18 protein-coding genes and 1 tRNA gene are annotated in these 14,312 nt (G+C 62.5%); 18 read left to right on the top strand and 1 reads right to left on the bottom strand.

The window, feature by feature from the left end:
• Positions 1 to 37: 37 nt before the first annotated feature.
• The 10 genes from hisH (at position 38) to tatC (ending at position 6,293) form a co-directional block, all read left to right on the top strand.
• Positions 38 to 679: an imidazole glycerol phosphate synthase subunit HisH gene (hisH, locus tag F3J20_RS18345; RefSeq protein WP_167284132.1), complete on the top strand. Its 642-nt coding sequence runs from the start codon at positions 38 to 40 to the stop codon at positions 677 to 679.
• Positions 680 to 860: 181 nt separating this feature from the next.
• Positions 861 to 1,613 carry a 1-(5-phosphoribosyl)-5-[(5-phosphoribosylamino)methylideneamino]imidazole-4-carboxamide isomerase gene (gene hisA, locus F3J20_RS18350; protein WP_008918717.1) on the top strand — a complete coding sequence of 251 codons (753 nt, stop codon included), beginning with the start codon at positions 861 to 863 and terminating at the stop codon, positions 1,611 to 1,613.
• 162 nt (positions 1,614 to 1,775) lie between these two features.
• Positions 1,776 to 2,549: an imidazole glycerol phosphate synthase subunit HisF gene (gene hisF / locus F3J20_RS18355; RefSeq protein WP_167045590.1), complete on the top strand. Its 774-nt coding sequence runs from the start codon at positions 1,776 to 1,778 to the stop codon at positions 2,547 to 2,549.
• A 1-nt stretch (position 2,550) separates the two neighbouring features.
• Positions 2,551 to 2,961 carry a phosphoribosyl-AMP cyclohydrolase gene (hisI, locus tag F3J20_RS18360; RefSeq protein ID WP_167045593.1) on the top strand — a complete coding sequence of 137 codons (411 nt, stop codon included), beginning with the start codon at positions 2,551 to 2,553 and terminating at the stop codon, positions 2,959 to 2,961.
• A complete protein-coding gene (locus F3J20_RS18365; RefSeq protein WP_167284133.1) occupies positions 2,958 to 3,353 on the top strand; it encodes a phosphoribosyl-ATP diphosphatase in 396 nt (131 codons plus the stop codon). The genes hisI and F3J20_RS18365 overlap by 4 nt, the downstream gene beginning before the upstream one ends.
• Before the next feature lie 127 nt (positions 3,354 to 3,480).
• Positions 3,481 to 3,876, top strand: coding sequence for a hypothetical protein (locus F3J20_RS18370; RefSeq protein ID WP_167284134.1), 396 nt, complete (start codon positions 3,481 to 3,483; stop codon positions 3,874 to 3,876).
• A gap of 87 nt (positions 3,877 to 3,963) precedes the next feature.
• Positions 3,964 to 4,329 (top strand): histidine triad nucleotide-binding protein, encoded by a 366-nt coding sequence (locus F3J20_RS18375; protein ID WP_167284135.1) that lies wholly within the window; start codon positions 3,964 to 3,966, stop codon positions 4,327 to 4,329.
• Positions 4,330 to 4,648: 319 nt separating this feature from the next.
• Positions 4,649 to 4,891: a Sec-independent protein translocase subunit TatA gene (tatA, locus tag F3J20_RS18380; RefSeq protein WP_167045605.1), complete on the top strand. Its 243-nt coding sequence runs from the start codon at positions 4,649 to 4,651 to the stop codon at positions 4,889 to 4,891.
• 48 nt (positions 4,892 to 4,939) lie between these two features.
• The gene (gene tatB, locus F3J20_RS18385; RefSeq protein ID WP_167045608.1) at positions 4,940 to 5,473 is read left to right on the top strand and encodes a Sec-independent protein translocase protein TatB; all 534 of its coding nucleotides are present in this window, start codon (positions 4,940 to 4,942) and stop codon (positions 5,471 to 5,473) included.
• A 34-nt stretch (positions 5,474 to 5,507) separates the two neighbouring features.
• Positions 5,508 to 6,293: a twin-arginine translocase subunit TatC gene (tatC, locus tag F3J20_RS18390; RefSeq protein ID WP_167284136.1), complete on the top strand. Its 786-nt coding sequence runs from the start codon at positions 5,508 to 5,510 to the stop codon at positions 6,291 to 6,293.
• Between the two features lie 209 nt (positions 6,294 to 6,502).
• On the opposite strand, the gene F3J20_RS18395 is transcribed toward tatC, so the two are convergent.
• On the bottom strand, positions 6,503 to 7,723 hold the full coding sequence (locus F3J20_RS18395; RefSeq protein WP_167045614.1) for a Do family serine endopeptidase: 1,221 nt from the start codon (positions 7,721 to 7,723) through the stop codon (positions 6,503 to 6,505).
• A 19-nt stretch (positions 7,724 to 7,742) separates the two neighbouring features.
• Between F3J20_RS18395 and F3J20_RS18400 the strand changes: the two genes are divergently transcribed.
• The 8 genes from F3J20_RS18400 (at position 7,743) to F3J20_RS18435 (ending at position 14,237) form a co-directional block, all read left to right on the top strand.
• Positions 7,743 to 8,489 (top strand): Nif3-like dinuclear metal center hexameric protein, encoded by a 747-nt coding sequence (locus F3J20_RS18400; protein ID WP_167045629.1) that lies wholly within the window; start codon positions 7,743 to 7,745, stop codon positions 8,487 to 8,489.
• A gap of 219 nt (positions 8,490 to 8,708) precedes the next feature.
• A complete protein-coding gene (petA, locus tag F3J20_RS18405; protein WP_167045869.1) occupies positions 8,709 to 9,329 on the top strand; it encodes a ubiquinol-cytochrome c reductase iron-sulfur subunit in 621 nt (206 codons plus the stop codon).
• On the top strand, positions 9,329 to 10,708 hold the full coding sequence (locus F3J20_RS18410) for a cytochrome bc complex cytochrome b subunit (protein WP_167045632.1): 1,380 nt from the start codon (positions 9,329 to 9,331) through the stop codon (positions 10,706 to 10,708). The genes petA and F3J20_RS18410 overlap by 1 nt, the downstream gene beginning before the upstream one ends.
• A gap of 23 nt (positions 10,709 to 10,731) precedes the next feature.
• Entirely contained in the window at positions 10,732 to 11,487 is a 756-nt protein-coding gene (locus F3J20_RS18415; protein WP_167284137.1) for a cytochrome c1, read from the top strand.
• Between the two features lie 95 nt (positions 11,488 to 11,582).
• Entirely contained in the window at positions 11,583 to 12,194 is a 612-nt protein-coding gene (locus tag F3J20_RS18420) for a glutathione S-transferase N-terminal domain-containing protein (protein WP_006052302.1), read from the top strand.
• A 66-nt stretch (positions 12,195 to 12,260) separates the two neighbouring features.
• A complete protein-coding gene (locus F3J20_RS18425) occupies positions 12,261 to 12,761 on the top strand; it encodes a ClpXP protease specificity-enhancing factor (protein ID WP_167045638.1) in 501 nt (166 codons plus the stop codon).
• 19 nt (positions 12,762 to 12,780) lie between these two features.
• Positions 12,781 to 12,856, top strand: a tRNA-Thr gene (locus F3J20_RS18430).
• 184 nt (positions 12,857 to 13,040) lie between these two features.
• Positions 13,041 to 14,237, top strand: a complete 1,197-nt coding sequence (locus F3J20_RS18435) for an integrase arm-type DNA-binding domain-containing protein (RefSeq protein ID WP_167284138.1) — start codon at positions 13,041 to 13,043, stop codon at positions 14,235 to 14,237.
• Positions 14,238 to 14,312: the final 75 nt, after the last annotated feature.

Genomic DNA, 14,312 nt, shown 5'->3' on the forward strand with positions numbered 1-14,312 from the left:
GCGCCGATCGCTTGAAGGCAGGGCGGCCAAACTTGAAATGAAAACTTCGATAGCGATTGTGGATTACGGAATGGGCAACCTGCGCTCGGTGGCCCAGGCATTGCGCAAGGCCGCGCCGGAAGCGGACGTGGCGATCGTCGATCGTTCCGAGGCGATTCGCGCGGCCGACCGCGTGGTGCTGCCGGGCCAGGGCGCGATGCCCGACTGCATGCGCAGTCTCGGCGAGTCCGGCCTGCAGGAAGCGGTCGTCGAGGCGTCGCGCGGCAAGCCGCTGATGGGCGTATGCGTCGGCGAGCAGATGCTGTTCGACTGGAGCGCCGAGGGCGATACGCGAGGGCTCGGGCTGCTGCCCGGCAAGGTGGTGCGCTTCGAACTCGAAGGCCAGGTGCAGGACGACGGCTCGCGCTTCAAGGTCCCGCAGATGGGCTGGAACCGTGTGCACCAGGCGCAGCCGCATCCGCTGTGGGACGGCGTCGCCGACAACGCGTTCTTCTACTTCGTGCACAGCTACTACGTCGTGCCGGACAATTCCGCGCATACGTCGGGCGAGACGGTCTACGGCGTGCCCTTTACCTCGGCGGTAGCGCGGGATAACATCTTCGCCACCCAATTTCATCCTGAAAAGAGCGCCGAAGCGGGCTTGCGCGTGTATCGCAACTTCGTGCACTGGAACCCGTGAACGCCTTTCTTTATCCCGTTGCCGCGCGCAGGGCGCGCGGTGCCGCGGTCCCGTATCTGACCGGTGCCCCGCTGGAGCGCCGAAAGAGTTGTACTAAACTAGCGAAACGGCGCTGCGGCGGGCTGTCTATTCAGCCGCTGCCGCCGACCTTCAACCCACTCCCAGACAACACCCGATTGCTATGCTGCTGATTCCCGCCATCGACCTGAAAGATGGTCAGTGTGTACGCCTCAAACAGGGCGATATGGACCAGGCGACGATTTTTTCCGAGGAACCGGCGGCAATGGCCCGACATTGGGTCGACCGCGGCGCGCGTCGTCTGCATCTGGTCGACCTGAATGGTGCATTCGCCGGCAAGCCGAAGAACGGCGATGCGATCCGGGCGATCATCGAGGAAGTGGGCGGCGAGATTCCGGTGCAACTGGGCGGCGGCATTCGCGACCTGAACACGATCGAGCGCTATCTCGACGACGGCCTGTCGTATGTGATCATCGGCACGGCGGCGGTGAAGAACCCGGGCTTTCTGCAGGACGCGTGCACCGCGTTCGGCGGCCACATCATCGTCGGGCTCGACGCGAAGGACGGCAAGGTTGCCACCGACGGCTGGAGCAAGCTGACCGGCCACGAAGTGGCCGACCTCGCGCGCAAGTTCGAGGACTACGGCTGCGAGTCCATCATCTACACCGACATCGGCCGCGACGGCATGCTGCAAGGCATCAACATCGAAGCGACCGTGCGCCTCGCGCGCGCGGTGAAGATTCCAGTGATCGCGAGCGGCGGCCTGTCGAATCTCGCGGACATCGAATCGCTGTGCGAAGTCGAAGGCGAGGGCATCGAAGGCGTAATTTGCGGCCGCGCGATCTATTCGGGCGATCTCGACTTCGCGGCGGCGCAAACGCTCGCGGACAAGCTGCGCGAAGCGGACGACGCCTAAGCGCGTGCCGGCAGCGCGCGTCGCACGCCCCCGCACCCGGAACCTTGCCGGCTTCCTGCCGGCATTCCACTCGCGGCGCGACGCAACAGGTCGCGCCGGCACCGTGCCGCTTGCTCCACGAGCGAGCGGCCTCATCAGCGGTATTGGCAGAATTGCACGATCATGGCTCTAGCTAAACGCATCATTCCCTGTCTCGACGTTACCGCGGGCCGCGTGGTCAAGGGCGTCAACTTCGTCGAACTGCGCGACGCCGGCGACCCTGTCGAAATCGCGCGCCGTTACGACGACCAGGGCGCCGACGAACTCACGTTCCTCGACATCACCGCGACTTCGGATCAGCGCGACCTGATTCTGCCGATCATCGAGGCGGTCGCCTCGCAGGTGTTCATTCCGCTGACGGTCGGCGGCGGCGTGCGCGCGGTCGAGGACGTGCGGCGCCTGCTCAACGCGGGGGCCGACAAGATCAGCATGAACTCGTCGGCGGTTGCGAATCCGCAACTCGTGAAAGAGGCCACCGACAAGTACGGCTCGCAGTGCATCGTCGTCGCGATCGACGCGAAGCGCGTGTCCGCCGACGGCGAGCCGCCGCGCTGGGAAGTGTTCACGCATGGCGGGCGCAAGGCGACCGGTCTCGAAGCGGTCGAATGGGCGCGCAAAATGGCCGAACTCGGCGCGGGCGAAATCCTGCTGACCAGCATGGATCGCGACGGCACCAAGAGCGGCTTCGACCTCGCGCTGACGCGCGCGGTGTCGGACGCGGTGCCGGTGCCGGTGATCGCCTCGGGCGGCGTCGGCAATCTGCAGCATCTCGCCGACGGCATCAAGGACGGCCACGCGGACGCGGTGCTCGCCGCGAGCATCTTCCACTACGGTGAACACACGGTCGGCGAGGCCAAGCGCTTCATGGCCGACCAGGGCATTTCGGTGAGGTTGTGACGTGACGAATTCTTCGGCAGTGAACTGGCTCGACAAGGTCAAGTGGGACGCGAACGGCCTCGTGCCTGTGATCGCGCAGGAAGCGTCGACGAACGACGTGCTGATGTTCGCGTGGATGAACCGCGAGGCTCTCGCGAAGACGGTCGAAACGGGCCGCGCGGTGTATTTCTCGCGCTCGCGCCAGCGCCTGTGGTTCAAGGGCGAGGAGTCCGGCCACGTGCAGCACGTGCATGAAGTGCGGCTCGATTGCGACGAAGACGTGGTGCTGCTCAAGGTGGAGCAGGTGTCGGGCATCGCGTGCCACACCGGGCGCCACTCGTGCTTTTTCCAGAAATTCGAAGGCTCGGTCGCGGACGGCGACTGGCAGGCCGTCGATCCCGTGCTGAAAGACCCCGAACACATCTACAAATGACGCAATCCACGCAAAACCCGTCGCCCGCTTCGGCTTCCACGAACGATACGCTGCTGCGTCTCGCGGCGGTCATCGACAGCCGCAAGGGCGGCGATCCGGACATTTCGTACGTGTCGCGCCTGTTTCACAAGGGCGACGACGCGGTGCTGAAGAAGATCGGCGAGGAAGCCACCGAAGTCGTGCTGGCCGCGAAAGACGCGCGCCACGGCGGCGCGCCGAAGGCGCTGGTCGGCGAGGTCGCGGACCTGTGGTTTCATTGCCTCGTGATGCTGTCGCATTTCGATCTGAGCCCGGCGGACGTGCTCGCTGAACTCGAACGCCGCGAAGGGCTGTCGGGCATCGAGGAAAAAGCGCTGCGCAAGAGCCGCGAGCGCGAGCAGAACGGCGACTGAGCGGCGATTGCGCTGCGACTGAGTGGCAATCCGGCAGTCGTGACGAGGCAGTAACCGGGCGCTTGCGCTTGAAGTCGCGGGCGCGGGCACCCATATTGCGGTAAACGCACCTTCGGAGGACGCGAGCATGGAACAGTCGCAAGGAAGCTATCCGTCGCCGGTCTATCGCAACGCCATGGAGCCTGAGCGCGAGCGCAGCCTGCGCACGCTCACGCACGTGCTGTACGCGCTGTATGCGGTGCACTGGCTCACTGGCGGGCTGACCATTCTGATTGCCGTCATCGTCAACTACATCAAGCGGCCGGACGTGGCCGGCACACCGTACGAAGCGCACTTCCAGTGGCAGATCCGCACGTTCTGGATGGGCCTCGTCGGCTATGCGATCGGCGCGTCGCTGCTGCTCGTCGTGATCGGCATTCCGGTGCTGTGGGCCGTCAGCATCTGGATGTTGTACCGTATTATCAAAGGCTGGCTGTATCTGTACGATAACAAGCCGTTCGCGAATCCACGCGGCTGGGTCTGAGCGACTTGCGGTCTGTTCATCAGGCCGGCTTTCGGGTCGGATCTTGCCGCGTGCTTCGCGCTCCAGTCATATCGCGTCAGGAATACGATGAGTCACGATCCGAATTGCCTTTTCTGCAAGATCGCCGCCGGCGAAATCCCGTCGACCAAAGTCTATGAAGACGACGAGTTCGTCGCCTTCCGCGACATCCGTCCGGCGGCCGAAACTCACGTGCTGGTCATCCCTCGCAAGCACATCGCGACGCTGTCGAACTGCACCGAAAACGATGCGCCTCTGCTTGGTAGAATGCTTGTCTTGACGGCGCGCCTCGCCGAGCAACTGGGTGTCGCCTACAGCGGCGGCGAAACGGGTTTTCGCACGGTAATCAATACCGGTCCGGGCGGCGGGCAGGAGGTGTATCACCTGCACGCGCATATTCTCGCGGGGCCGCGTCCCTGGCAGCGCATGGGCTAGGCGCGGCGGCGCGGCTTTCATGGGGGGCGCGATGCTTCGCGCTCACGGGACGCGGCGGGTGAGGCAAAGGCGATCGGCGTGGGCGTTGTATTTGCCGCAGTGTAATAACGCCGACGCGGTCGTCTGACCAGAATGGCAGCGGTTGTGCCGCCGGGTGAATCGCAACTGCCTTGCAACCGCGAGCGCTTGCCGGGGCAAGGCGCCGGGGACAAAGCGGTACAGACGCGATGGAGACGAAGCGTTCGCGCTTCAGGTTGCGTCGCAAGGCGCACAAAATTTTCGGCATCGCGGGGCGATGCCGAAGTTAAGGAGAGTAGTCATGGGTTCGTTGAGCATTTGGCATTGGCTGATCGTGTTGCTGATCGTTGCGCTCGTGTTCGGTACGAAGAAGCTGCGCAACATCGGCAGCGATCTGGGCGGCGCGGTGAAGGGGTTCAAGGAAGGCATGAAGGACGCCGAATCGCCGGCAGACGACGCGCAGCAGCAACGCGAACTGCCGCGCAACGGCGCGGTGGACGTCGAAGCCAAGGAAAAGACGCCGCATTCGAGCGACTACCGCTAAGCCGCGGCGCTTTTGCCGTTCCCGCGTTACTGACGGACATTCCACTTCATGCTGGACCTCGGTCTAACCAAGATGGCGCTGATCGGCGTCGTCGCGCTGGTCGTCCTCGGGCCTGAGCGCCTGCCGCGTGTCGCTCGTACGGCCGGCGCGCTGTTCGGCCGCGCACAGCGGTATATCAATGACGTGAAGGCCGAGGTCACGCGCGAAATCGAGCTGGACGAACTACGGCGCATGAAAACCGAGTTCGAAAAGGCCGCGAGCAATGTCGAAAGCGCGGTTCAGGACAATCTGCGCAAGCACGAGAACGAACTGAACGAAGCGTGGAACAGCGGCACGTCGGTGTCGCCGGGCATGGCCGGCGGTGCGCTCGAAGATGCCGGCAGCAACGCTTCGGGCACCACATCGTGGCCGGTCAGCACGCCGGCCGCTGCGCCCAGGCGCAAGAACTGGCGCGTCAAGCAGAGCGCTACACCCGCCTGGTACAAGCGCGCAAGCCTGCGCCGCACGCGCGTGCAGTCGGGTGCCGCGCGCGTTGCCCGGCATACGCCCGCCAGCCTGCGTCGTCCGACGCGGTTCTTCTGATGATCAGAACGACAATCTCTAACCGAGGGCCGGTGTGAGCGACCCCCAGCAATCCCAGAGCGAAGGCGCTGAAGAGACCTTCATTTCCCACCTTGTCGAACTGCGTGACCGCATCATCCGTGCGGGCTTAGCCGTCATCGTGGTGTTCATCGGGCTCGTGTACTGGGCGCCGGACATTTTCCGGCTGCTGGCGCGGCCGCTCATGATGAACCTGCCGAAGGACGGCAAGATGATCGTCACCGACGTCACCGGCTCGTTCTTCGTGCCGATGAAAGTGACGATGCTGGTGGCGTTCGTGATCGCGCTGCCGGTCGTGCTGTACCAGATCTGGGCGTTCGTCGCGCCGGGCTTGTATCAGCACGAGAAGAAGCTGGTCGCGCCGCTGGTGGCGAGCAGTTACACGCTGTTCCTGTGCGGCATGGCGTTTGCGTACTTCGTCGTGTTTCCGACTATCTTTCGCGTGATGGCGCACTACAACGCGCCGCTCGGCGCGGAGATGACGACCGATATCGACAATTACCTGAGCTTCGTGCTGACGATGTTCATCGCGTTCGGCGTGACGTTCGAGGTGCCGATCGTCGTCGTGCTGCTCGTGCGCATGAACGTCATCACGCTGAAGAAGCTCAAGGAGATTCGCCCCTACGTGATCGTCGGCGCGTTCGTGGTGTCGGCCGTCGTGACGCCGCCGGACGTGTTCTCGCAACTGATCCTCGCGGTGCCGCTGATCGTGCTGTACGAAGCGGGCATCATCGCGGCGCGGGTGTTCGTCGGCAAGCAGCCGGCGGCGGTGACGGAGGATGCCAGTCCGCCGTCGAATTGAGCGCCGGCATGCGGCGAGCAAGCCCGGCCAGGCAAAGCAAAAGGGCAGTCCATCATGGACTGCCCTTTTGCTTTCGTACGTGCGTATCCGGCTAGCCGGCGGTCTTCGCACTACGCGCCGGCGCGGAGGCGCTATGCGCGGCGCCTGCTGGCGGCAACACACCTCGCCATACCTTACGACGCGTCCGCGAGGCTCACGCCCGGCGGCCCTCAACCCCCATCATCATCCGGCTGATCGCCGCCGTTATCGTCTTCGGCCTGCTTCGGCGGCGGCGGACGCTTGCCGATCGTCACGTCGAGGTCGATCGGATGGCCCTTGCGCACCAGATGCACTTTCGCCGACGTGCCCGGTTTGATCTGCGCGATCACGTTCAGCAGGCGCGTGGTGTCGGTGATTTCCTGGTTGTTCACGCTCATCAGGATGTCGCCGGGCTTGATGCCCGCGCGATCCGCCGGGCCGCTCTTCAGCACGCCCGCGACGATCGCGCCCGACTTCTGCTCGAGCCCGAACGACTCGGCGATTTCGGGCGTGACGTCCTGCGGCTCGACGCCGATCCAGCCGCGCGTGACCGAGCCCGTCGTGATGATGCTTTCGAGCACGCTGCGCGCGGTCGACACCGGAATCGCGAAGCCGATGCCGAGCGAGCCGCCCGAGCGCGAATAGATCGCGGTATTGATGCCGAGCAGGTTGCCGTTCACGTCGACGAGCGCCCCGCCCGAGTTGCCGGGGTTGATCGCCGCGTCGGTCTGGATGAAGTTTTCGAACGTGTTGATGCCGAGGTGATTGCGCCCGAGCGCGCTGACGATGCCCATCGTCACGGTCTGGCCGACGCCGAACGGATTGCCGATCGCGAGCACGACGTCGCCGACGTGCGTCTGATCCATGCGCCCAAGCGTGATGGTGGGCAGATTGGTCAGGTTGATCTTGAGCACGGCCAGATCGGTTTCGGGATCGACGCCGATCACCTTCGCGCTGGTGGTGCGGCCGTCGGCGAGCGCGACTTCGATCTGATCGGCGCCGTCGACGACGTGCTGGTTCGTTAGAATGTAACCTTCCGAACTCACTATCACGCCTGAGCCGAGATTCGAGGCGGGCTGCTCCGGCTGCTTGCGATTGTTTTTGTCGCCGAAGAAGTAGCGGAACAGCGGGTCTTTCGCGCGCGGGTCGGGTGGCAGTGAGCCATCCTTGCTGGAGAACACATTGACGACCGCGGGCATCGCTTTTTGCGCGGCATCCGCATAGGACGCCTCGGCATGGCCGCCGCCGATGCCTGGCGCCACTTCCCGCAGCGCGACGATCGGTTCGGCGAGTTGTCTGCCGAACTGCCCTTGACGCTGGAGCCACTGCGGTTTGAGGGTCGCAATGATGAACATCAGCGCCAACAGCACAGTCACCGCTTGGGCAAATAACAGCCAGAAGCGTCTAAGCATCTGAAGACTAGAGGTCTATATGGATCGGATAGAACTTGAATTGTACTTGAACAATCTCCTTGAAACCGCGCGCTTCAAGGACTATTGCCCGAACGGACTGCAGGTCGAAGGACGGCGCCGGATCAGCCGTCTCGCGACCGGCGTGACCGCCTCGGCGGCCTTCCTCGAGGCTGCGCTCGAGTGGGGCGCGGACGCCGTGCTGGTGCATCACGGCTACTTCTGGCGCAACGAGGCGCCGCAGATCACCGGCCGCAAACATGCGCGCCTGAAGCTGCTGCTCGCCAACGACCTGAACCTGTTCGCCTACCACTTGCCGCTCGACGATCACTCCGAACTCGGCAACAACGCGCAGATCGGCGAGAAGATGGGCTGGATCGGCGACGCGCGCTTCGGCGAGAACGATCTCGGCTGGCTCGCCACGCTGCCGATGCCGATCACGCTGTCGCACCTCACCGCCGAGATCGAACAGACGCTCGGCCGCGCGCCGCTCGTATTCGGCGATCCGGACATGGAGTTGCGCCGCGTCGGCTGGTGCACGGGCGCCGCACAGAGCATGTTCGGCGCGGCGATCGACGCGGGCGCCGACGTCTACGTGACGGGCGAGGTGTCGGAATCGGTCATGCATGCGGCGGCGGAAAGCGGCGTCGCTTTTCTCGCCGCCGGCCACCATGCGACCGAACGTTTCGGCGTGCAGGCGGTGGGCAAGCATCTGTCCGAATCGTTCGATATCGAACACCTCTTTATCGATATCCCCAATCCGGTTTAATTGCGAATTGCATTAACAAAGTGGAAGGCATGAATACCGTAGAAGGCACTTAAAAGGAGGTGCGAAAAAGTTTGCGATCGGTACGGACAAACCCTGAGTTATCAAGGGCTTCGCATGGTTTTTGGCACTCGGCCCTTGTAAATGGCGACTCCATTCGAGCAAACTAGCGGCGGTAGAAGCGACGTGAAGGAAAAATCCAACTCAGAAGTGGGGCGTGTGATGCGAGACAAAGAAGAGGAACGCGTCGATGGCAGCCGCCGTAACTGGCTGGTAGCGACGACCGTAGCAGGCGGCATAGGAGGTGTTGCCGTTGTTGTACCCTTTGTTAGTTCGTTTGCACCATCCGAAAAGGCCAAGGCAGCGGGTGCCCCGGTCGAAGTCGATTTCAGCAGTCTCAAGCCCGGCGACATGATGACGGTCGCCTGGCGCGGCAAGCCGGTGTGGGTCATCAACCGCACGGACCGCATGCTGGCCGACGTCCAGAAAGCGGACAACATGGTGGCGGACCCTCACTCGCTGAATCCGTTCTCGATGCCGCTGCCGGATTACTGCAACAACGAATTCCGTTCGCGCGCCGAGAACAAGCATCTGCTCGTCGCCGTCGCCGTGTGCACGCATCTGGGCTGCACGCCGACGCCGCGCTTCCAGGAGGGCCCGCAGCCCAATCTCCCCGACGACTGGCCAGGCGGCTTTCTGTGCCCGTGCCACGGCTCGACCTACGACATGGCCGGCCGCGTCTTCAAGAACAAACCCGCCCCGCAGAACCTCGACATCCCGCGTTTCATGTTCACGTCGGCGACGTCCCTTGTGATCGGGAAGGACGAAAAAGGAGAAGCGTAATGGCGAGCGAACACGAAGTAGAGACGACCGGGCTGGCTGGTTGGATCGACCAGCGCTTCCCGATGACTTCCACTTGGAAGAAGCACGTTTCCGAGTACTACGCGCCGAAGAACTTCAACTTCTGGTACTTCTTCGGTTCGCTTGCGTTGCTGGTGCTGGTCAACCAGATCGTCACCGGCATCTTCCTCACGATGAACTACAAGCCCGACGCGACGCTCGCGTTTTCGTCGGTCGAGTACATCATGCGCGAGGTGCCGTGGGGCTGGCTGATCCGCTACATGCATTCGACGGGCGCGTCGATGTTCTTCGTCGTCGTGTACCTGCACATGTTCCGCGGGCTCATGTACGGCTCGTACCGCAAGCCGCGCGAGCTCGTGTGGATTTTCGGCTGCATGATCTTCCTGTGCCTGATGGCCGAGGCGTTCTTCGGCTACCTGCTGCCGTGGGGCCAGATGTCGTTCTGGGGCGCGCAGGTGATCGTGAACCTGTTCTCGGCGATTCCGTTCATCGGGCCGGATCTGTCGCTGTGGATTCGCGGCGACTATGTCGTCTCCGACGTCACGCTGAACCGCTTCTTCGCGTTTCATGTGATCGCGATTCCGCTCGTGCTGGTCGGCCTCGTGATCGCGCACCTCGTGGCGCTGCACGAGGTCGGCTCGAACAACCCGGACGGCATCGAGATCAAGGCGAAGAAGGGCCCGGACGGCGTGCCGCTCGACGGCATTCCGTTCCACCCGTACTACTCCGTGCACGACTTCATGGGCGTGACGGTTTTCCTGCTGATCTTCGCGGCGATCATTTTCTTCGCGCCGGAAATGGGCGGGTACTTCCTCGAAGCGAACAACTTCATTCCCGCGAATCCGCTGCAAACGCCGCCGGAAATTGCCCCGGTGTGGTACTTCACGGCCTTTTACGCGATGCTGCGCGCCACCACGGACCCGTTCAAGATCGTGCTGATGATCGTGATCGGTCTGCTCGGCCTGCTCGCGCTCGTGCGCGCGCGCGGCAAGTGGAAGCTCGGTCTGCCGGTGCTCGCGGTGCTCGTGATTCTCGCGATGGCGTTCACCGAGTCGAAGTTCTGGGGCGTGGTGGTGATGGGCAGCGCGGTGATTTCGCTGTTCTTCCTGCCGTGGCTCGACCAGTCGCCGGTCAAGTCGATCCGCTACCGGCCGTTTTTTCACAAGGTGTTCTACGGCATCTTCGTGATCGCGTTCCTGACGCTGGGCTTCCTCGGCACGCGGCCGCCGTCGCCGGTCTCGACGCTGATCGCCCAGGTCTGCGCGCTGATCTACTTCGCGTTTTTCCTCGGCATGCCGTTCTGGACGCGGCTTGGCAAGTTCAAGCAGCCGCCGGAGCGGGTGCGGTTCAAGCCTCACTAATCGCGAGCCAGGAGAATACGAAGATGAAAAAACTGCTTTCGATGTGCGCGCTGATCGGCGCGACGCTGCTTGCGCTACTGGCCGCGCCGGCCCACGCGGACGAGAATTTCCCGCTCGACCGCGCGCCGGACAACACGAACAATTTCGCTTCTTTGCAGCGCGGCGCGCAATTGTTTGTAAACTACTGCCTGAATTGCCACAGCGCGAACCTGATGCGCTACAACCGCCTGACCGATCTCGGCATTACGCCGGCTGAAATTCAGGCGAACCTGCTGTTCACCACCGACAAGGTCGGCAACACGATGACGGTGGCGATGCGCCCGGACGACGCGAAAGCGTGGTTCGGCGCGACGCCGCCGGATCTGTCGGTGGAGGCGCGGGCGCGCGGCAAGGACTGGCTGTACACGTATCTGCGCAGCTTCTATCGCGACGATACGCGGCCGACCGGCTGGAACAATCTGGTGTATGAAAACGTGAGCATGCCTCACGTGCTATGGCAGCTTCAGGGGCAGCGCGCGGCGAAATTCGGCGATGAAACCGACGAAAAAACCGGCGAAACGGTACACAAGTTCCTCGGCTTCCAGCAACTGACTCCGGGGACGATGTCGCCGGTAGATTATGATTCTGCTGTGGCCGACCTCGTGTCGTACCTGTCATGGATGTCCGAACCGACGCAGCAAACCCGCAAGCAGCTTGGCGTGTGGGTGCTGCTGTTCCTCGGTATCCTGAGCTTTTTCGCCTGGCGACTGAACGCCGCGTACTGGAAACATATCAAATAATCACGCCGCTACACGGCGTGGGGCCGGCGCCAGGAAAAACCTGCTGAGCGGTTTTTCCGTGCGCTGGCCCTTCAGCTTTTTGAGGAAACGTAAATATGATGGTTCTGTATTCCGGCACTACTTGCCCGTTCTCCCAGCGTTGCCGGCTGGTGCTGTTCGAAAAGGGCATGGACTTCGAGATCCGCGACGTCGACCTGTTCAACAAGCCGGAAGACATCGCCGTGATGAATCCGTATGGTCAAGTGCCGATTCTCGTCGAACGGGACCTGATTCTGTACGAATCGAACATCATCAACGAGTATATCGACGAGCGCTTCCCGCACCCGCAACTGATGCCGGCCGACCCGGTGCAGCGCGCGCGCGCCCGCCTGTTCCTGCTCAACTTCGAAAAGGAGCTGTTCGTCCACGTCGGCACGCTCGAAAACGAGAAGGGCAAGGCGGCCGAGAAGAATCACGAGAAGGCGCGCCTCGCGATTCGCGATCGCCTGACGCAGCTCGCGCCGATCTTCCTGAAGAACAAGTACATGCTGGGCGAAGAGTTCTCGATGCTCGACGTGGCGATCGCGCCGCTGCTGTGGCGTCTCGATCACTACGGCATCGAGCTGTCGAAGAACGCTGCGCCGCTGATGAAGTACGCCGAGCGCATTTTCAGCCGCCCGGCTTATATCGAAGCGCTGACGCCGTCGGAAAAGGTGATGCGCCGTTGAGTTTGGCTTTGGAGCGCGGGCGCCGCATCGCTCCGATGCGCGTCCGTGCCCGCAAGAGGACTGTTGATGCAAGAGATTTCCACGAAGCCTTATCTGCTGCGCGCGCTTTACGAGTGGTGCACGGATAACGGCTACACGCCGCACATCGCGGTGCGGGTCGACAATCAGACGCGTGTGCCGCGTCAGTTCGTGCGTGACAACGAGATCGTGCTGAACATCAGCTTCGAGGCGACGAGCCAGCTGCAGATGGGCAACGAGTGGATCGAGTTCAACGCGCGCTTCTCGGGCAAGTCGCACAAGATCGAGGTGCCGGTCGCCAACATTCTCGCGATCTACGCGCGCGAAAACGGCCAGGGCATGGCATTTCCGGTCGAATCGGCGGGGGGCGAGGCGCAGGATTCGGGCGCGGACGCCGCGGACGAACCCGAAGTGCCCGCCGCGCCGCGCGCGGTCGAAACGGCGCCGGCCGATCTGGATGCCAGCACTGACAACGCCGCGGACAAGCCGCAACCGGACGACGACGGGTCGAAAGGCGGCGGCAGGGCTCGCCTTAAGATCGTGAAATGAAGTAGAATCACGGCCTCATGCCGGCTTAGCTCATCAGGTAGAGCGCTTGACTTGTAATCATGAGGTGGCGGGTTCGAGTCCTGCAGCCGGCACCAGTTAGCTTCCCAGTAGCGACACCAAAACCCGTTACGCCGTAAGGCTTAGCGGGTTTTTTGTTCTATAGTGGTTTGGTGGTTTCCGGGTGAATCCCGGGGGCACTTGGGGGCATTTGTTGGTGAGATACCAACAAATTTGGACACCCCGCAGAAAAAATGCCCCCATGCACTGTAAGGTGACGCCATGCCGCTGACCAACATTGCTATTCGCAAAGCCTTGCCTCGGGAGAATCTGTACCGGCTTACCGATGGCGAGGGGATGTACCTCGAAGTTGCTCCAAACGGTTCGAAATATTGGCGGCTGAAGTACCGCTTTGCCGGAAAGGAGAAGCGACTCGCGCTTGGGATCTATCCATACGTATCGTTAGCGGATGCACGGGAGCGGCGATATGAGGCGCGGAAGGCGCTTGCAGCGGGGTTCGACCCTGGGGAGGTGAAGAAGGCCGAAAAGCGTGCTGCGCGGATGGCCGCGGCCAATTCGTTTGCAGTAGCGACCCAGGGCTGGCTGGATGAGCGCAAGCCTTATGTCACAGCAGGGTCTTGGGAGAAGACCAAGGCTCGCTTCGAGAAAGACGTTTTTCCTTGGCTTGGTAAACGGCCGGTCAGCGAGATCGATGCGCTCGAGATTCTGTCTGTGCTGAAGCGGATCGACAGCCGTGGAGCACGATTTACGGCCCATAAGGTTCGCAGCGAGATTAGCCGTGTATTCCGCTATGGGGTCAAAGAGGGCTACTGCAAAGACGATCCAGCCGGGAACCTGGTCAAAGCGATTCCGCCGGCGCAAACCATTCACTTTGCTTCTATCACCGAGCCGGAAAAGGTCGGGGCGATGCTGCGGGCGTTCGACGGCTTTGCAGGGACGTTTCCGGTTCTCTGCGCACTCAAGCTGGCTCCGATGCTGTTTGTACGTCCGGGGGAGTTGCGCAAGGCTGAGTGGACACAAATCGATCTGGACAAGGCGGAATGGCGGTACCTCGTTACGAAGACTCAGACGGAGCATCTGGTGCCTTTGGCGACTCAGACTGTTCAGATTCTTCGGGAGCTTTACGCGTTGACCGGTGGCGGTCGTTACGTTTTTCCCGGCGCGCGTTCCGCGCAACGGCCGATGAGCGACGCAGCGATTAATGCGGCACTGCGCCGGTTGGGTTACGACACGCGCACGGAAATCACCGGCCACGGTTTCCGCGCGATGGCCCGCACGATTCTGCACGAGGAACTTGAACAGAAGCCGGAGGTGATTGAGCATCAGCTCGCTCATGCGGTTCCCGACACGCTCGGGAAAGCGTGCAACCGTACGAAATTTCTCAAGGAGCGGCGGGCGATGATGCAACGGTGGGCCGATTACCTGGATGATCTCAAGTCTCAGGAGCGTGTCGGCTAGGCTTGGGAAATCGTCGTTCGTCAATTGGTGCCCAAAACCGGCGCTGGCCTATCCTGCCTTACCTTGTTTTCTCGT

This window comes from Paraburkholderia sp. Cy-641, from assembly GCF_011752945.1.
Taxonomy (GTDB): Bacteria; Pseudomonadota; Gammaproteobacteria; order Burkholderiales; family Burkholderiaceae; genus Paraburkholderia.